This window comes from Streptomyces sp. NPDC045022, assembly GCF_056432605.1.
The window spans coordinates 1-16,979 of sequence record NZ_JBWKIR010000013.1; the positions used below are offsets into that span (position 1 = coordinate 1).

Here is a 16,979-nt window from a genome sequence, read left to right on the forward strand (position 1 = left end):
GTCCCGGTCCGGGTCGGCGTAGACGGCCACGCTCGCGATCCCGGCGTCCCGACAGGCCCGGGCCACGCGGACAGCGATTTCGCCACGGTTGGCGACGAGCACCTTGCGCACGGGTGTCTCCTTGGCTTCAAGTGGTGCGCGGATCGAGGGAATTGACGATCAGTCGATGCCACGCACGATGTGGTCCTCGGTCTCCTGCTCCTCGTCGCCGACGAGCGGGAGCGGGGGAGCGGACGGTGCCCCCGACTGCGGGGCCTCGACAAGGGTACGGTCCTCGTGATCAGGAACAGGGTTCATCGCTCCTCCGTGCTTCCGGTTCGGCCGTGTGAAGAATGTCTCCGAGGCGACCGCTCATGGCGCCCACGTCACCCACCCCCGGGCGTGTCGAAACCGACCCGCTCGCATTCACCGTGTGTGCCTATCGGTCGATGTCGCGCGAGGGATGCGGGCGGGCGGGCAAATGGAGTGGGGTCGCGCCGCGGGCCCGCTGAATTGAATGACGGGCGCAGCTATTCCATGCTGGTGCTCATCCTCTTCGTTCGGTCAGGGTCCGTCAAGGACGCCCGAAGTCGTCCTGATGGCGCCCTTGAAATAACCAGCCGACCTGAAACATGACCACCTGAAGCATGAGTTCCCCTGGAGAAAGCGCTTCCTTATGTCGGGCACAGGAGAGTGATCCGGACATCCGTACGACTCGGGCAAGTCTCCGTTTCAGCCAAATCATCAGTTAAGCATTGAAATGACGGCGTGACGTCCTAAGACTGGTGGGGCGTTCACAGGACTCAGCAAGTAGCTGATCGGCGTTGATGGCAAACCGCCGGAATGTGATGCCACAGTGGGGCGGTGTATCCATGTCTGTCTCGTTCGTTTTCCAGCAGGGCCCTGTAATTTCCGAGTGTTCGTTTCACGCTGCCAACGTTTGATTTTCGGGCAACTTTTCATTGTAGTTCAGGGCGGGAAAACGAGAGGTGAATGATGCGCGTTCTCTTTGTTGCAGACGACGGACACGATTCGTTATCCAGTATCGGAACACTGAAGCGGTACGGGCACAAAATCCTGGCGCGCTCGGCGCAGCAGGCCCTGACCATGCACACGCAGGCGGATTTCATCATCCTCGATCTCGGCGTGACCGATGCGGACGGGCTGGAGGTCTGCCGGACGATCCGTCAGGTCAGCGACACGCCCATGATCGCGGTGACCGAGCAGGGCGACGAGCTCGAGCGGGTCCTGGGACTCAAGGCGGGAGCGGACGACTGCGTCGACCGCGGCTGCGGCATCCATGAGCTGGTGGCGCGGATCGAGGCCGTCACGCGGCGCAGCGGGGCACGGCACCGGCCCTCCGGCAGCATCGCGTGCGGGCCGCTGCGCATCGATCAGTCGTCCCGGGCGGCCTGGCTCGCGGGGAAGCCGATCAGACTGACCCGCAAGGAGTTCGACCTGCTGCTCGCGCTCGCCTCCCGGCCCGGTGTCGTACTCACCCGCAAGGAGCTGATGTCCCGCGTCTGGAACGACAGCTGGACCCGGGGGCGGACGATCGACACGCATGTCAACAGCCTGCGGACCAAACTGGGTTCCAACGACTGGATCGTGACCGTCCGGGGGGTGGGCTTCCGGTTCGGCGAGTGCGCCGCGGCGCCGCCCGCCGGTCCGGAGCCTTCGAAGGAAACGGTGCAGGCCGGGCACCACCGGGCCGGTACGCACGTCGTGCCGCCGGCTCGGGTGGGCTGACCCGCGGTTCCTACGGTCCGGCGCGGCGGCCCCGTTCGGCCAGGGACCGCTGGGCGTCGCCCGCGTGGTAGAGGGTGCGCCCGGCCCGGTTGCGGCGGCGCCAGCCCTTCTCGCTCGCCAGCCGGTACACGGTGCCGCGGGGCGCCTGCCACAGCCGCGCTATGTCCGTCGCGGACAGCCACAACGAGGTGGCGGCCGCGGCGGCCCGGAGCGCGTCGCCGTCCGGGTTCGCCGGCCCGGGGCCCGGACCGGCGTCCTCGGGGAGCCACTCGTGAAGTGCCCAGCGATGGCCGGGCGTGGCGGTGCAGACCACCTCCGGCGGTGTCCTGGAGTCCCGCGCGGCACGGGCCACCAGAGTGCCCTCGCACCCGGCCAGCCGGCACCCGCCGATCGGCATGCTGCGCTCGGGCGGCGCGTCCACCACACGGGCCGCCGCACGCATCAGTGCCGCCACCTCCGCGGTGAGATCGCCGACGGCCTCATGGCCGGACAGCCAGTCCAGGTGACGCAACAGGAAGCCGGCGAGGGCGGGAATCTCGCGCCGCGGCGCGGTGGTACGGCGCTGCTCGGCCACCAGGCCGCTCCAGGAGGCGAGCACTCGAGTGATCGCCGTACGCACCTCCACGGCCGCCGTGTTGAGCGGCATGCCGGGCATCGCCCTGCTGGACGTGCGCTCCTCCCAGCGTCGGGTCCGGGAGCCGTCGAGGACGCGTCCGCACTCTTCGTAGGCGTCGGGCAGGGCCACCAGTGAACGGGCCAGCCGTCCGGCGCAGTCGGCGCACAGTCGTTTTTCCAGCGTTCTGCCGGCGGTCCCGGCCGGCATTCGGCCACGGGTTTTCACGCAGCGGAGATCCGGGCAGTGCACCCGTTCTTCCGGTCCCCGCCCGGTGTTCGACTGCCGCATTCTTGACTCCTTTTCGACGGGTTGTCCGGCTCGTCACCATGGTGCCCACCGAATCACCGGCGACCATTGTCCGTGCGGGAAATCTGACGGGGGCCGGTACGGAATTTTCCGGGGGCAGCACCGGCTTGTCGGTCACTACCGGAAAACCGCATGCGGAGTTGACGCACAGCGGTGGCGCCGTTCACGCGGAATTGACCGTCGCGGGCGCGGCACTCGCCCGGGCGGGGGAGCGGACCGTACGGGGCCGGCAGGGGCTCAGTCGCCCGGGGTCAGCCGGTGGTCGAGGACGCGTTCGAGCAGGGCCGTCAGCTGCCGGCGCTCGCCGGGCTCCAGTGGGGCCAGGAGGCTGTCCTGCGCCTCGGCCAGGGCGTGCTCGATGCGCTTGAGCTGCCGTACCCCGGCCGGGGTGATCGTGATGACGTTGCGCCGCCGGTCCTCGGCGTCCACGTCGCGCACCACCAGGCCGCCGCCGGCCAGTTCGTTGACCGCCTCCACGATGTAGCTGCGGTCGATCCCGCAGCGCCGGCCCAGCTCCGCCTGGCTGAGTGGGCCGAACTCGTCGAGCGACGCCAGCAGCGCGAAGTGGTAGCGACGGGCATCGACGGAGGCCAGCGCCTGAGAGACGAGACGGGCCGTGTGGGTGGCGATCTGGGTGACGAGCCAGCTGGGCGTGGCGCGCAGCCGGGCCGGAGCGTGGGAGATCGCCTTCATGGTCACCGCATCACGGTACCAGGCCAGTTCGGGCCCATCTGTTGGCCAGACCCACAAATATGTTACGTTGGCCAGGTCAACGATTCGGGTGCGTCGTCGGGTCTGTCCGCGTCGTCCGTCCCGGCCCTCGCCCTGCCTTGGGGAGTGAGTTCATGATTCTGGTCACCGGCGCCACCGGTAATGTCGGTCGCAATGTCGTACTGCAGTTGCTGGAAGCGGGCGAGACGGTCCGGGCCCTCACTCGCAACCCGGAAAAGGCCGCCCTTCCCGCGGCGGTGGAAGTGGTTGCCGGGGACATCGCCGACCCCAAAAGCCTGCCGCCCGCGCTGAAGGGCGTGGACCGGGCTTTCCTGTTCCCTGTCTTCGGGCAGCTGGACGGATTCCTGGAAGTCGCCAAGGAGTCCGGTCTTGAACACATCGCCATGCTGTCGTCGTCGACCATCGAATTCGACGACCCGGGATTCATCGGCCAGGTGCACCTGGAATGTGAGAACGCGGTGACGGCGTCCGGCATCCCGCGCACGTTCGTCCGGGCCGGTCTGTTCATGCTCAACGACCGTGGCTGGGCGCCGCAGATCCGGGAGGCGGGCGTGGTCCGCACGGCCTACGGCACGGCCGCGGCGGCCCCCGTCGACGAGCGGGACATCGCAGCGGTCGCGACCGCCTCGCTGCTGGCGCCCGACGACGGCGGCGTCCACAGCCTCACCGGCCCCGAGTCCCTGACACAGATCGACCGGGTGGGGATCATCGGCGAGGTGCTCGGCAAGCCGGTGGCGTTCGAGGAACTGTCCCGCGAGGAGGCACTGAGCCACCTCGTGCGGCAGATGCCGCCGGACGCCGCCGAGTTCCTGCTGAACCAGCTCGCCTCCTGGCAGGGCGTCACCGCCGAGGTGCTGCCCACGGTCGAGCAGGTCACTGGCCGCCCCGCGCACACCTACGCGCAGTGGGTCGAGCACCACGTGGCCGACTTCTCCTGACGCGTCCTCCGGCGGCCGGCTCTCCGGCGGACCGCACGGTGGAACACGGCGCGGGAAAACGCGGTGCGGGTGGCGAGCGGATGATTCCGCCGTCACCCACACCGCCCTTTTCCGTGCCCGGAAAGCCATGCCTTTCGATGAGCGCCTTGGGGGCCGATCCGTTGAAATGCTGCTGCCCGGACGCGCGTCGCGCGCGTCCGGGCAGCAGGTGGAACGGCGGGTGGAAATCCCCCGGTCCGCGCGGGTCAGGAGTGGTCTGCGGGAGGAATGTTGTGATTGATGCGGAAGAGATTTCCGGGGTCGTACGCCGCTTTGATCCGCCGCAGGCGGGCGTAGTCCTCCGGGGTGTAGCCGCGGGCGACGTCCTCGACCGCGCTGTCGCTGCTGAACATGAAGGTCGGCAGCAGCCGTCCCGTGTCCCACCGGACCAGCGCGTCGATCACCCGCTGCTCGGCCTTGCGGGCCCGCTCGGCGGCCTCCGTCCCCGGCTGGGCCGGCATGCTCATGAACAGGTGGAAGCCGGCCTCCGGCACGCCGAGGGCGCTGGGCACGGCTCCGGGCCGGGCCAGCGCGCCGCCCAGGTGGCGGATCTCGACACCCCCGGGCGGCAGGTGACCGTGGTCGTGCCCGGCCACATCCAGCAGGGCCTCCACCGCCGCCGCGTCGAACCCCCGCAGCAGCGCCGTCCGGACCCAGGCAGGGGTCGGGCGGGGCGGGTCGAGGTAGATCTCGCCGACCCGGGTGTACGCCATGTCCTCGACGGCGTCCCGCTCGGGGCCGAGCGCGCGCAGCGGCGCGACCAGCCGTTCTCCCTCCTCGGGGGGGCCGGTGAAGGCGATCCGCAGGTGGATCAGGAACTTCCCGCGGTTGTGTTCCGGCACTGCCGGAAGGTCGGGGAAGCGCAGCAGGATGACGGAGGAGGTCATCTCCTCGGGCTGGTCGCGCAGCCAGTCGAAGTACGCGGGCAGCACCTCGGCGGCGCGACCGCCGGGGAAGAACAGGCCGCCGCCGTAGACGCGGGTCACCGGCACCAGGTCGATCTCCGCGGCGGTGACCACCCCGAAGTTGCCCCGGCCGCCGCGTACCGCCCAGAACAGATCCGGCTCGCTGTCGGGGGTGACCGTGCGCACCGTGCCGTCCGCCGTGACCAGGTCGAACGAGCGCACCCGGTGCGTCGCGAAGCCGTAGGTGCGGCCGAGGACGGGCAGTCCGCCGCCGGTCAGGTAGCCCATGACGCCGACGGTGGGGGAGGAGCCGTTCAGCGGGGCCAGGCCCGACTTCGCGGTCTCGGCCACCACGTCGCCCCAGACCAGACCGGCACCGATCCTCGCGGTCCGGGCGGTGGCGTCGACCGACAGCTCTCTCATCCGCCGGGTGTTGACGATCACGGCGCCGTCGGCGGGGACGGAGGAGCCGTGTCCGGCGGCGAGGACGGCGATCGGGGCACCGGTCCCGGAGGCGTGGCGCACGGCGGCGGCGACGTCCGCCGCCGACTCCGCGAGCACCACCGCGGAGGGTGCGTGGGCCACCGAGAGGTTCCAGCCGGTGTGCTCCTCATGGAATCCCTCGTCCTCGGGGAATAAGGTCCGGCCGGCCAGCTCGGCAGGCAGTCCTCCGGGGGAATGGGTTGTCACGTCGAACCCTTTCTCTATGCATGAAAAAATCGGCCCGCGGAGGTGACCGCTATGCGCACGAAGGAGCGGGCTCGATAATTCATCGTACTGCCCCGTCATCGGTCCGAGAAAGGCCATGGGTGGGTTTTACGCGGCGGAGGTCCTTTTTCGGAAACGGCCGCGACGCGAATCCCGGACGAACACCCCCGGAATTCCGCGGTCGCCTCAGCCGGCGGCCCGATGCAGCAGGCACTCCTCGAGGAAGGCGAGCATCCTCAGGTGGTACGCCCGGGCGGCCCAGCCGAGGCTGATGTTGTGGCCGGCGCCCGGTTGCCGGTCGACACTGACGGGCGCGTGCCGCAGCAGGCCGCCCAGCTCGGACAGCGCCGGCGGATCGTGCCGCCACCGCTGCTCGTGCTCGGCGAAGGTGAACCGGACCGGGACCCGCACCCCGGGAGCCAGTCGCTCCAGCGTCCCGGGCCAGGCGGGCAGTTCGGCCGCCTCGCGCGGAGGCATCGCGCTGCTGAAGGACTGCGCCAGGGTGAAGGTGCGCGGGGGATAGAGCCCCAGCGGCCCCCAGTTGTTGCCGCGCAGCCTGCGCCGCCACTGCCCCGACCCGGCCGCGTCCGGATCGCCGGTGAACCGGTGGCCGCAGCCCGACACCGCCAGTCCGGCCAGCGGCAGTTCGCGATGCCGGGCGGCGAGGGCGAGCGCCACCTTGCCGCCGTAGGAGTGCGCGAGGACGAACAGGCGCGCCCCGGTGGGCCGGGAGCCGAGGAATCCGGCCAGGGCCCGGCTGAGCACGGCCGCCTGCTCCAGCAGCGGCAGCCCCTCGGGCAGCCGCGCAGCCGAGTGGCCGTAGCCCGGCCGGTCCACGGCGAGTACGGTCAGGCCGAGCTCCGCTCCGAGGGTGAGCAGGGACAGACCGGGTGCGGCGGTCTGGTGGAAGTAGCCGGCGCGCATGCCGCCGCCGGGCACGGCCACGACGACGGCGCGCGGCACCGGCCGACGGGGCTCGGCCAGCAGACCGGACAGCCGGAGCCCGCCGGACTCCAGGACGACCTCCCGTACCGGAAGGGCGGATCGGGGCTCGTCGGCGGCAGGCGCCGACTCGCCGCGGACACCGACGGGCGATGACATGGTCACAATCCTCCTGAGGCCAGGGTGCGGATGGACGCCCGCGGCGGGCCGTGCGCTCTCAGGCCGGCCGGGGCGCGGCGGACACCACGGGCGTACGGGCCCCGTGCGGGTAGGGGTGGTGGACGCGGCCCTCCCGCAACACCCGCCCCCACCAGTCCAGTTCGCCGAGGAGCAGCTGGGCCGCGGCGGTACTGCCGGCCGGGTCGGTGGGCAGGCCGTCGGCGTCGAAGAGCTGCCCCACGCCGTGGAAGCTGACCCCGTCCCGTACCGGAACAGCGTGCAACTCGCCGAAGACGGACCGCAGTTGCTCGACCGCCCGCAGTCCGCCGGAGCGGCCGCCGTAGGAGACGAAGCCGACCGGCTTGGCCTGCCACTCACTGTCGTGCCAGTCGATCGCGGTCTTCAATGTGGCCGGAAACGAACGGTTGTACTCGGGGGTGACCACGACGAACATGTCCGCGCGGTCCAGTCGCGGGGTCAGACCCGCGAGGACCTCACGGACCTCCGGCGGCGGTACCGCCACCGGTTCGGCGGGCAGCGGGTGCTCGGCGAGGTCGACGACGTCCGTCTCCAGACCGTCGCACCGGCGCGCCGTCGCGGCGAACCAGCGGGCGACGGCCGTGCCGCTCCTTCCCGGCCTGCCGCTGCCGACCAGGACGGCCAGCCGCAAGGGGTCGTACCACATCATCAGCCTTTCCACGGCGGGACGTGCCGGCGGGACGATCAGGTGAAGTCGGCGACGTGGTCGGCCGCCCACTCGGCGAAGCCGCGGGCCGGCCGGCCGAGGTACGGCTCGATCGGCGAGATCTCGTGCGGCCGGTCGACCAGGGCCGCGAACATGCGCAGCCGGGCCTCCACGGCGGCGGGCGGGATGCCCGCTTCGGCCATCTCCTTGCGGGTCTCGTCGTGACTGATCTCCTCGAACCGCACCGGCTTGCCGATCGCCTCACCGATCAGCCGGGCCCGGTCCGCGTAGGTGATCGACTCCGGGCCGCTGAACATCGGTTTGGCACCGAGCAGTTCGTCGGTGAGCAGGGCACGGGCCGCCAGCTCGGCGATGTCCCGCTCGTGCACCGGCGCCGAATGGGCCCGGGCGAACGGGCCGCGGGCCACTCCGGAGGTGCGGATCTGCTCCCTCCACTCCAGCGCGGTCACCGCCAGGCCGCCGGCGGGCTGCAGGGCGGTCCACTCCAGGCCGGACTCCTCGATCCGCCGTTCCAGATCGCGATGGCGTACGGCGATGGAGTTCTTCGGGTCGTCGTCACGCGCCGAATAGGAGGACAGGGCGACGATGCGCCGCACGCCGTGCTCCTGGGCGCGGCGGATCACCTCGGCGGGGCCGTCGGGGAACGCGGCGAGCACGAAGAAGACCGCGTCGACGCCCTTCATGGGCAACTCGCCGGTGCGGGCCACTTCCACTCCCTCGGGCAGCCGCGCCCGGCCGGGGTCCCGGGTCAGGGCGCGCACGCTCACCCCGGCCTTCAGCAGGAGGTCGACAAGGGGGCGTCCGACGTGTCCGGTGGCGCCGGTGACCAGTATCACGTGTGTCTCCCAAATGAGTTCGTCGGTGTCTGGGGTCGGTGTCGTCGCGGGCGTCGCGGTGGTGTGCCGGGTGGCATCAGCCCGTCAGGCCGCGGGTGTGGTCCAGGCCGGCGGGCTCGAACTGGACGACGGCGTGGCTGGCCACCGAGTGGACGTCGCGCCAGAACCGCTGCAGCGAGTGCCGGTCGTCCTGGGCGCGAGTACCACCGGCCCGCAGCAGCGCGTCCACCGCCTCCACGAGCAGTTCCAGGGCCAGTGCCGCGTCACGGCGGCTGCGGCGGACGAGCACCGGGTTGAGCCGTCCGGCGTCGGCGGCCTCGGCGACCCGGAGCAGCAGCAGCTGGGCCGCGTCGATCAGGCCGGCTGCGCGCGCGTACCCGATCTGATAGGCCTGTCCGGATGCCTCGCGCGGGCCGGTCGCGGGCACGGTGGTGGCGTGGGCGGCGGCCCGCAGCGCGCCGAGTGCCGCACCGAGCGCCGGGGCCACGAAGGTCAGGCCGTTGACCGCCAGGGTGGGCGGCGGCGGAGCGGACACGCCGACCACGCGGCCCTTCATGGCGTCCTCCCGCAGGCAGGTGCGGTACTCCGGAACCAGGACACCGTCCAGGACGACCGTGTGGCTGCCGGTGCCCCGCATGCCGAGCGACCGCCACGTGTCCCGGTGGCCGAAGTCCGCGCGCGGCACCAGGAAGAACCGCGGCGGCTCGCCGCCCTTTCCGGGCGGGCCGGCGGGCGCGGGACCGGCGAGCAGGGCCCAGTCCGCGTACTCGACGCCGCTGACGAACGTCCACTCGCCGGACAGCCGCCAGCCGTCCTCGACCGGTACGGCCGTGCCGAGCGGCTTGTTCACCACGCACACCCGGGCGTCGGGGCCGTCCGCCCAGACGTCGGCCTGCGCCTTCTCGGGCAGGCAGGCGACGTACCGGGCGGCGAACGCGAACAGCGAGGCCAGCCAGGCGGTGGAGGCGCACTCGCTGCCCAGTGCCGCGACCCAGCGCACGAGTTCGGCGTAGCCGCGTGGCTCGCCGCCCCGCTCACGCGGTACGAACCAGCGGGCGAACCCGGCGGCGGTCAGGGCCTCGATCACCTCCGGTGCCACCCGCCGGCCGGTGTCGGCCGGGCCGGCCTGCGCGGCGGCCAGAACCGCCGCGTCACGCAGCGCCGCCGGCGGCCAGGCGGCCGGGTCGGAGGGAGCCGGTTCGGCCCGCTCGGCCAGCAGGTCGCGCCCCTCGTGGCTCTGCAGTGCCGCGGTGGTCTCGAAGGTGGTGAGGTGGACGACGGCACCGTCCGAGGAGTGCACCGTGGCGGGCCCGGCGCCGGTGTAGGAGCCGCCCTCGCGTACGGCGTCGACGCTGACGCGGACGTATCCGGCCATACCGGTGACGGCCGGGTCGAAGGTCTCGGTGAAGGAGTAGCCGAAGCCCCGGTCGGTCGGCCGCCAGGTGCCCCGGCCGCTGCTGAACGGGGTGACCAGGGTGACGGTCCCGTCGGGCAGGAAGGAGATCGTGAACGAGTCGGTCTGCCCGTCGTGCGTGGCCGTGCCGGTCCACACCCCGACCGGGGCCGAGGGGGAGCCGAGGGCGCGGCCGGCGGTGTCGTGAATGCCTGTGGTCATGCGTCACCTTCCCTGGAAAAAGTACAAGCGGTCATTTATGATCGGGCGTACATTTCTGAGCTCCCGCGTGGTCCCGGGGGATTCGTCCGCCGGGGCCGGGAGCGGTTCCCACCGGACGAGTTGGAGGAGCCATGTCCGTGGACGACCGGCCCGTGGCCGCCGCCGGGGCGGCAGCCGGGCAGCCGAGCGGACGGCAGGGCTTAGTCCTGGCCGTCCTCGCGACGGCACAGGTCATGATCATTCTGGACAGCACGATCATGAACATCGCGCTGCCCAGCATCCAGCGCGATCTGGGCGTCAGCAGTGGTGCGCTGGCCTGGATCGTCACCGCGTACGCACTGTCCTTCGGCGGTCTGCTGCTGATCTGCGGACGCGCCGGTGACATCTACGGCCGCCTGCGGGTGTTCCGCCTGGGCATCGTCGTCTTCACCCTGGCGTCCCTCGCCGGCGGCCTCGCACCGAACGAGGCCGTGCTCATCGCCGCCCGCGCCGCCCAGGGGCTCGGCGGCGCCCTTGTCTCCCCGGCCGTGGTCGCGCTGATCGCGGCGAACTTCCCCGAGGGACCCGCGCGCAACCGGGCCATGGGCGTGTACGGCTCGATGAACGGCGTCGGTTCCACCCTCGGCCTGCTGCTCGGCGGCGTGCTCACCGCCTACCTGGACTGGCGCTGGGTGCTGCTCGTCAACGTCCCCGTCGGCGCCGTCGTCGTCTGGGGCACCCGGCTGCTGCGCGACCCCGGCCGGCACGCCGGCCGCCTCGACGTGCCCGGCGCGATCACCAGCACGATCGGCCTGACCTCGCTGGTGTACGGGCTCACCCGGGGCGGTGAGACCGGCTGGGCGGACCCGGTGGCCCTCGCCTCGCTGGGCACCGCCGTCGTGCTGCTCAGCCTGTTCCTGGCGGTCCAGGCGCGCAGTGACCACCCGATGATGCCGCTCCGGCTGCTGCGCGACCGCAACCGCAGCGGCGGCTACGCCACGATGCTGCTCGTCGGTGCGGGCATGTTCGCGATGTACTACTTCCTCACCCTGTACATGCAGCAGATCCTCGGCTTCTCCGCGATGCGTACCGGACTGGCCTATCTCCCGCTGAGCCTCGGCATGTTCCTCTCCGGCGGCTTCCTCGCGCCCCGCCTGGTGGGCCGGCTGCCCACCCGCGCGGTGACCGGGCCGGGGCTGGCGCTGAGTACGCTGGGCGTCCTGTGGTTCAGCACCCTGACGCCGGACTCGGCGTACCTCACACACCTCGCCCCGGCGATGCTGATGACCTCGGTCGGGCTCGGGCTGTGCTTCATGCCGCTGACGGTCCGTATCGTCAGCGGTGTCTCCCCGCAGGAGACCGGCGTCGCCGCCGGGATCCTCACCACGACCAGCCAGGTCGGCGGCGCCGTCGGGCTGGCCTTCCTGCCGGGGATCGCGGCGACCACGGCCGAGAACCGGCTGGCGGGCGCGCCGGACGCCCTGCTGCGGGCGCTCGCCACGCACGACCAGGGGCTGCTGCACCGGGCGGCCGACGCCCTCACCCACGGCTACGGCACGGCGTTCCGCACCGTCGCCGCCCTGTACGCCGTGGCCCTCGTGACCGTGGTGGCCGCGGTCACGGCCAGGGGGCCGCGGGCCGCCCGGCCCGAACACCCCGCGCAGCGGCGCCCCGAGGCGTAGCGACCGCCGCAGTATCACCCAGAACCGTTACCGGACAGGAGGCAGCGCAGTGATCCTCAGCGTCGACGAAACGCCGCAGCACAGGCCGGCGGCGAGCACCCCGGTCGTGCCGCGGCCCGACGGCAAGGGGGAACGGACTCGTCACCGCATCCTCCTCGCGGCCCGCCGCGTCTTCGGCGAGTACGGCTACGAGCGGGCGACCATCCGCCTGATCGCGGAGGCCGCCGACGCGCACAAGTCGTCCGTGATGCAGTACTTCGGCACCAAGGAACAGCTGTTCAGGGAGGCGGTCCACTTCGAGATCCCGATCGACGAGCTGACCACGCCCGATCCGGTGAGCAGCGCGGAGAACTACCTGCGCACGATGCTGGGCCGGTGGGCGGCAGGTCCGGACAGTCCGATGGCGGTGCTGGCCCGCACCAGCATGACCAGCGAGATGGCGGCGGAGGAACTGCGCCGCCTGGTCACCGACCAGTCCACCGAGGCGATCGCCCAGCACATCGGTCTGCCCGATGCGCGGGTGCGGGCGGGTCTGTTCTCGGTGATCATGTTCGGCATCGCCAGCGGACGCTATCTGCTGCGCATCCCCGACGTCAGCGAGCCGGACCTGGAGGACATCGTCCGGGTGGCCGCGCCGGTGATCCGCACCCTGATCGCCGGCGAGAGCGGACCGGCGGACTCGTGCGCGGCGGCACGGCAGGAGCCACCCGAACACGGCTGACACGCGGTCGGGCACGCGCCGCGTCCCGAGCGCGGCGGTTGGACGCGGCCCCGTTGTGTGGCCCGGCTGGGTGTGTGGTGGGGTCGGGTGTGTGGTCCGGCCGGGTGTGCGTCCCGCGTGGGGCCGTTGGCCGCGGCCGGGCGTGTGGCCCGGCTGGGTCAGGGGTCGGGCGCGCGCCGTGTCCCGGGTGCGGTCGTTGGCCATGGCTCGTTGTGGGGTGTGGCTGGGTGTGTGGTGGGGTCGGGTGTGTGGTCCGGCCGGGTGTGCGTCCCGCGTGGGGCCGTTGGCCGCGGCCGGGCGTGTGGCCCGGCTGGGGGTGTGGCCCGGCTGGGGGTGTGGCCGGCTGGGTGTGGCGTCCTGGATGGGGCCGTAGGCCGCGGACCGGCCGGGCGTGTGGTCCGGCCGGCGTGCGTGCGGCCCGGCGTGTGGCCGGTCGTTGACCTCGGCGTCCCGCCCGGGGAGCCGTATCGCAGCGTCCGTCACCCCCGTGCCGTCACCCGGTGGCTCGTCGCGCCCAGCTCCGCCAGCCGGTCCAGGGCCGCCTGCCAGGTGCGCCAACAGTCCTGGCGCTCGCCGGGGAGCATGGAGACCGCCTCGCTGCGGCCGGAGCGGACAGCGGGGTGCCGGCGGGCCGGGGCGGACAGGGAGCTGCCCGGGCCCGTCTCGACCAGCGTGTGGTCGCCGGAGTCCAGCAGCTTCGAAAGGGCCTCCCAGTACAGCACCGGCTCGGCCATCTGACCGGCCCAGAACGCCGGGTCCACGGCCTCGCGCGCGGTGACGGCCCGGCCGGTGCGCGCCGAACGGATCGGCACCCGTGGCGGATGCAGCGGCTCGGCTGCCACCGCCTCCTCGAAGGCGAGCGCCGCCTCCCGCAGCACCGGCGAGTGCCACGGCTCGGTCGCCCGCACCCGCCGGGCCACCAACCCGGCGGCGCCCAGTGTCTCCTCGGTCCGGGCCAGAGACGGCTCGGGCCCGGCCAGGATCGTCTGCGCGGGCGCGTTGACCGCGCCGACGGCGACGCCGCGGTGCGCACCCTCCACGTCGAGCCAGGGCCGTATCCGCTCCGGCGCGGCGGCGACGGCGAGCATGCCGCCGGCCGGCGCGGCGGACAGCGACCGCGAGCGGGCCAGCAGGATGCGGGCCGCGCTCGGCAGGTCGAAGACACCGGCCAGAGCCGCCGCGGCCAGTTCGCCGATGCTGTGCCCGAGGAGCACCGCCGGGCGCACACCGAGCTGCTCCAGGACCCGGCCGACGCCGTAGCCGATGGCGAACAACAGCGGCTGGGCCCGCCGCCCGTCGTCCACCGGCAGTGCCGGTGCGTCGGCGAGCCAGTCCGTGCGGATCCGTGCGCCCTGCGGGCCCATCAGGTCCAGCACCTCGTCCACGGCGACACGGAACCGGGGCTCTCGTTGGTACAGCGGTACCGCCATGCGCGGGTACTGCGCCCCCTGACCGGGGAGCAGCAGCGCGACGGGACGTTCGGCCATGGGGATCTCCGTCACAGGTCTGGGGACACAGGCGAAAGGCATGGGCGGGAAAGGGGCCACAGCGGGGGGACGGTCGGCCTTCAGTGCCGCCAGCTGCGCGGCGAACCGAAAGCGGTGCGCCGCTCGGGCCGCTGCCAGCGGACGGCCGCCGGGGGTGCGTGCCCCCGTCGCCCGTCCGCGCCGGCCAGCGCCAGCAGCAGGACGAGGACCGCGGCGATCTCCTTCTCGGCGGCGTGCCCGCGCTCGACGCGCAGGACGTCCCCGACAGCCGTCGACATCGTGAACTCCTCTCGTGAGCAGGCCCCGTACGCCCCAAGGGCTGCTGGGACGCGGGTGCGGGTGGTGCTCACTGCGGCGGGTTGCCGTGTTTGCGGTGCGGCAGTTCGGCGTGCTTGGTACGGAGCATGTGCAGCGAGCCGATCAGGATCCGGCGGGTCTCGGACGGGTCGATCACCTCGTCGATCAGCCCGCGCTCGGCGGCGTAGTACGGGTGCATCAGCTCGGCCCGGTACTCCTTGACCCGGCGGGCGCGCACCGCCTCCGGGTCGTCCGCCTCGGCGATCTGGCGCCGGAAGATGACGTTGGCCGCGCCCTCCGCGCCCATCACCGCGATCTCGTTGGTCGGCCACGCGTAGGTGAGGTCCGCTCCGATGGACTGCGAGTCCATGACGATGTACGCGCCCCCGTAGGCCTTGCGCAGCACCAGGGAGATCCGGGGCGTGGTCGCGTTGCAGTACGCGTACAGCAGTTTGGCGCCGTGCCGGATGATGCCGCCGTGCTCCTGGTCGACGCCGGGCAGGAAGCCCGGGACGTCCAGCAGCGTGACGATCGGGATGTTGAAGGCGTCGCACAGCTGCACGAACCGCGCGGCCTTCTCGGACGCGTGGATGTCGAGCACGCCCGCCAGCACCTGCGGCTGGTTCGCGACGATCCCCACGACCTGGCCGTCCAGCCGGGCCAGCGCGCAGATGATGTTGCGCGCCCAGCGGTCGTGGATCTCCAGCAGCTCCCCGTCGTCGACGATCTCCTCGATCACCGCCCGCATGTCGTACGGCCGGTTGCCGTCCTCCGGCACGAGTTCGAGCAACGTGTCGGTCAGCCGCCCGGGCGAGTCCGACGGCACGGTCACCGGCGGAAGTTCGCGGTTGTTGGACGGCAGCAGGGACAGTAGAAAGCGGACCTCGGCCAGGCAGCTCTCCTCGTCGTCGTGGACGAAGTGGGCGACCCCGGAGGTCCCGGCGTGCACATCGGCGCCGCCCAGCCCGTCGTGACTGATCTCCTCGCCCGTCACGGCCTTGACCACATCCGGGCCGGTGATGAACATCTGTGACGTGCCCCGCACCATGAACACGAAGTCCGTCAGCGCGGGGGAGTAGGCCGCGCCGCCCGCGCACGGGCCGAGCATCACGCTGATCTGCGGGATCACCCCGCTCGCCCGGGTGTTGCGCTGGAAGATCCCGCCGTATCCGGCGAGTGCCGAGACACCTTCCTGGATGCGCGCACCGGCCCCGTCGTTCAGGGAGACCAGCGGCGCACCGGCCGCGATGGCCATGTCCATGATCTTGTGGATCTTGGTGGCGTGGGCCTCGCCCAGGGCGCCGCCGAAGATCCGGAAGTCATGGGCGTAGACGAAGACCGTCCGGCCGTCCACCGTGCCCCAGCCGGTCACCACTCCGTCGGTATACGGCTTCTTCGCCTCCAGGCCGAAACCGGTCGCCCGGTGCCGGCGCAGCGACTCCACCTCGTGGAACGAGCCCTTGTCCAGCAGCAGACCGATCCGCTCACGAGCGGTCAGCTTGCCCTTGGCCCGCTGCGCCTGAGTGGCCTGCTCGCTCGGCCCGCGCAGCACCTCTTCCCGCAGCGCGTGCAGTTCCGCCACCCGGGAGAACATCAGACCGCTCCTTCGGACGCCGCCGACCGCACCAGGGCGTCGACGGTCGTCTTCATCTGCTGCGCGTCGGTGGTGCGCAGCGTCGCCACACCGGGCACGATCCGCGTGCACAGGCCGCCGAGTGCCTTGCCCTGGCCCACCTCGACGAACCGGTCCACGCCGGCGGCCGACAGGTGCCGCACCACGTCCGTCCACAGCACCCGCCCGGTGAGCTGGGCCCGCAGGAACTCCCTGGCCTCGGTCCCGCTGGTGACGAGGGCCCCACCCGTGCCCGAGTACAGCGGTATCGCCGGGTCGCAGAACTCCACCTCCGCCAGCGCCGCGGCGAACTCCGGGGCCACCCGGCCCATCAGGCTGCAGTGCGCCGGGCCGCCGATCCGCAGCACGACGACCCGGTCGGCGCCCGCCGTGTCCACCAGCCGCACGAGCCGGTCCAACCCCGCCACCTCGCCGGAGACGACCACCTGGGTGGGGTCGTTGTGGTTCGCGATCTCCACCACGCAGGCCGTCTCCTCGGCCGCCTGCGCGCACAGCTCCTCCACCTGAGGCAGCGTCAGACCGAGCACGGCCGCCATCCGGCCCGGCACCGACCCGGTCACCGACGCCATCAGCTCGCCGCGCACCCGCACCACGCGCAGCGCGTCCTTCCAGTCCAGCACGCCCGCACACACCAGCGCGGCGAACTCACCCAGGCTGTGCCCGGCCACCGCGTCCGGCGCGGCCCCGTGGGACCGGAGCACGTCGAGCGCGGCCACGCTGGTCAGCAGCATGGCCGGCTGGGTGACGCGCATGTCGGCCAGCGCCTCGGCCGGCCCCTCGAAGCACAGCGTGGAGATCGGCATGCCGAGCAGCTCGTCGGCGGGCGCGTAGTAGGTGTCGATCAGATACGGCCACTGCTTCGCGAGGTCGAGTCCCATACCGACCCGCTGCGAACCCTGGCCCGGAAAAACGAAAGCGGTCCTGCCCATGCTGGGCCCTCCCTGGTGAAC

The 16,979-nt window shown here is 72.2% G+C and carries 17 protein-coding genes; 4 read left to right on the forward strand and 13 right to left on the reverse strand.

The features are described from left to right. Both AC07C1_RS23190 and AC07C1_RS23195 read right to left on the reverse strand, forming a co-directional pair. On the reverse strand, positions 1 to 111 hold a 111-nt coding region (locus AC07C1_RS23190), incomplete at its 3' end, for a biotin carboxylase N-terminal domain-containing protein (RefSeq protein ID WP_392821657.1). A 48-nt stretch (positions 112 to 159) separates the two neighbouring features. Further along, entirely contained in the window at positions 160 to 297 is a 138-nt protein-coding gene (locus tag AC07C1_RS23195) for a hypothetical protein (protein WP_478941745.1), read from the reverse strand. 675 nt (positions 298 to 972) lie between these two features. Here AC07C1_RS23195 and AC07C1_RS23200 point away from each other — a divergent pair. After that, positions 973 to 1,728: a response regulator transcription factor gene (locus tag AC07C1_RS23200; protein ID WP_478941747.1), complete on the forward strand. Its 756-nt coding sequence runs from the start codon at positions 973 to 975 to the stop codon at positions 1,726 to 1,728. A 10-nt stretch (positions 1,729 to 1,738) separates the two neighbouring features. Here AC07C1_RS23200 and AC07C1_RS23205 read toward each other — a convergent pair whose 3' ends face one another. Both AC07C1_RS23205 and AC07C1_RS23210 read right to left on the reverse strand, forming a co-directional pair. Next, positions 1,739 to 2,551 carry a hypothetical protein gene (locus tag AC07C1_RS23205; protein WP_478941749.1) on the reverse strand — a complete coding sequence of 271 codons (813 nt, stop codon included), beginning with the start codon at positions 2,549 to 2,551 and terminating at the stop codon, positions 1,739 to 1,741. Between the two features lie 336 nt (positions 2,552 to 2,887). After that, on the reverse strand, positions 2,888 to 3,343 hold the full coding sequence (locus AC07C1_RS23210; protein WP_478942083.1) for a MarR family winged helix-turn-helix transcriptional regulator: 456 nt from the start codon (positions 3,341 to 3,343) through the stop codon (positions 2,888 to 2,890). 152 nt (positions 3,344 to 3,495) lie between these two features. Here AC07C1_RS23210 and AC07C1_RS23215 point away from each other — a divergent pair, with 152 nt between their 5' ends. After that, entirely contained in the window at positions 3,496 to 4,320 is an 825-nt protein-coding gene (locus tag AC07C1_RS23215; RefSeq protein WP_478941751.1) for an NmrA family NAD(P)-binding protein, read from the forward strand. Positions 4,321 to 4,565: 245 nt separating this feature from the next. Here AC07C1_RS23215 and AC07C1_RS23220 read toward each other — a convergent pair whose 3' ends face one another. The 5 genes from AC07C1_RS23220 to AC07C1_RS23240 form a co-directional block, all read right to left on the reverse strand. Further along, positions 4,566 to 5,954 (reverse strand): FAD-binding oxidoreductase, encoded by a 1,389-nt coding sequence (locus AC07C1_RS23220; RefSeq protein ID WP_478941753.1) that lies wholly within the window; start codon positions 5,952 to 5,954, stop codon positions 4,566 to 4,568. Between the two features lie 204 nt (positions 5,955 to 6,158). Continuing rightward, positions 6,159 to 7,073, reverse strand: coding sequence for an alpha/beta hydrolase (locus AC07C1_RS23225; RefSeq protein WP_478941755.1), 915 nt, complete (start codon positions 7,071 to 7,073; stop codon positions 6,159 to 6,161). A gap of 58 nt (positions 7,074 to 7,131) precedes the next feature. Continuing rightward, positions 7,132 to 7,761, reverse strand: a complete 630-nt coding sequence (locus AC07C1_RS23230) for an NADPH-dependent FMN reductase (protein WP_478941757.1) — start codon at positions 7,759 to 7,761, stop codon at positions 7,132 to 7,134. 35 nt (positions 7,762 to 7,796) lie between these two features. Further along, complete coding sequence (locus AC07C1_RS23235) at positions 7,797 to 8,615, reverse strand: SDR family oxidoreductase (protein WP_478941759.1); 819 nt, start codon at positions 8,613 to 8,615, stop codon at positions 7,797 to 7,799. Between the two features lie 76 nt (positions 8,616 to 8,691). Beyond that, positions 8,692 to 10,230, reverse strand: a complete 1,539-nt coding sequence (locus AC07C1_RS23240) for an acyl-CoA dehydrogenase family protein (protein ID WP_478941761.1) — start codon at positions 10,228 to 10,230, stop codon at positions 8,692 to 8,694. A gap of 131 nt (positions 10,231 to 10,361) precedes the next feature. Here AC07C1_RS23240 and AC07C1_RS23245 point away from each other — a divergent pair, with 131 nt between their 5' ends. Both AC07C1_RS23245 and AC07C1_RS23250 read left to right on the forward strand, forming a co-directional pair. Further along, a complete protein-coding gene (locus AC07C1_RS23245) occupies positions 10,362 to 11,891 on the forward strand; it encodes an MFS transporter (protein ID WP_478941763.1) in 1,530 nt (509 codons plus the stop codon). Positions 11,892 to 11,940: 49 nt separating this feature from the next. Next, on the forward strand, positions 11,941 to 12,612 hold the full coding sequence (locus AC07C1_RS23250) for a TetR/AcrR family transcriptional regulator (protein ID WP_478941764.1): 672 nt from the start codon (positions 11,941 to 11,943) through the stop codon (positions 12,610 to 12,612). 479 nt (positions 12,613 to 13,091) lie between these two features. Here AC07C1_RS23250 and AC07C1_RS23255 read toward each other — a convergent pair whose 3' ends face one another. From AC07C1_RS23255 to fabD, 4 genes are all read right to left on the reverse strand, one after another. Beyond that, positions 13,092 to 14,099 (reverse strand): acyltransferase domain-containing protein, encoded by a 1,008-nt coding sequence (locus tag AC07C1_RS23255; RefSeq protein ID WP_478941766.1) that lies wholly within the window; start codon positions 14,097 to 14,099, stop codon positions 13,092 to 13,094. A gap of 80 nt (positions 14,100 to 14,179) precedes the next feature. Next, the gene (locus AC07C1_RS23260) at positions 14,180 to 14,377 is read right to left on the reverse strand and encodes an acyl-CoA carboxylase epsilon subunit (RefSeq protein WP_478941768.1); all 198 of its coding nucleotides are present in this window, start codon (positions 14,375 to 14,377) and stop codon (positions 14,180 to 14,182) included. Positions 14,378 to 14,445: 68 nt separating this feature from the next. Then, complete coding sequence (locus AC07C1_RS23265) at positions 14,446 to 15,990, reverse strand: acyl-CoA carboxylase subunit beta (protein WP_478941770.1); 1,545 nt, start codon at positions 15,988 to 15,990, stop codon at positions 14,446 to 14,448. Next, entirely contained in the window at positions 15,990 to 16,958 is a 969-nt protein-coding gene (gene fabD / locus AC07C1_RS23270) for an ACP S-malonyltransferase (protein WP_478941772.1), read from the reverse strand. The genes AC07C1_RS23265 and fabD overlap by 1 nt, the downstream gene beginning before the upstream one ends. Positions 16,959 to 16,979: the final 21 nt, after the last annotated feature.

Coding starts and splice junctions, on each gene's coding strand:
- AC07C1_RS23195 (WP_478941745.1), bottom strand. CDS start 297: ATGAACCCTGTTCCTGATCACGAGGACCGTACCCTTGTCGAGGCCCCG.
- AC07C1_RS23200 (WP_478941747.1), top strand. CDS start 973: ATGATGCGCGTTCTCTTTGTTGCAGACGACGGACACGATTCGTTATCC.
- AC07C1_RS23205 (WP_478941749.1), bottom strand. CDS start 2,551: ATGCCGGCCGGGACCGCCGGCAGAACGCTGGAAAAACGACTGTGCGCC.
- AC07C1_RS23210 (WP_478942083.1), bottom strand. CDS start 3,343: ATGAAGGCGATCTCCCACGCTCCGGCCCGGCTGCGCGCCACGCCCAGC.
- AC07C1_RS23215 (WP_478941751.1), top strand. CDS start 3,496: ATGATTCTGGTCACCGGCGCCACCGGTAATGTCGGTCGCAATGTCGTA.
- AC07C1_RS23225 (WP_478941755.1), bottom strand. CDS start 7,073: ATGTCATCGCCCGTCGGTGTCCGCGGCGAGTCGGCGCCTGCCGCCGAC.
- AC07C1_RS23230 (WP_478941757.1), bottom strand. CDS start 7,761: ATGATGTGGTACGACCCCTTGCGGCTGGCCGTCCTGGTCGGCAGCGGC.
- AC07C1_RS23240 (WP_478941761.1), bottom strand. CDS start 10,230: ATGACCACAGGCATTCACGACACCGCCGGCCGCGCCCTCGGCTCCCCC.
- AC07C1_RS23245 (WP_478941763.1), top strand. CDS start 10,362: ATGTCCGTGGACGACCGGCCCGTGGCCGCCGCCGGGGCGGCAGCCGGG.
- AC07C1_RS23255 (WP_478941766.1), bottom strand. CDS start 14,099: ATGGCCGAACGTCCCGTCGCGCTGCTGCTCCCCGGTCAGGGGGCGCAG.
- AC07C1_RS23260 (WP_478941768.1), bottom strand. CDS start 14,377: ATGTCGACGGCTGTCGGGGACGTCCTGCGCGTCGAGCGCGGGCACGCC.
- AC07C1_RS23265 (WP_478941770.1), bottom strand. CDS start 15,990: ATGTTCTCCCGGGTGGCGGAACTGCACGCGCTGCGGGAAGAGGTGCTG.
- fabD (WP_478941772.1), bottom strand. CDS start 16,958: ATGGGCAGGACCGCTTTCGTTTTTCCGGGCCAGGGTTCGCAGCGGGTC.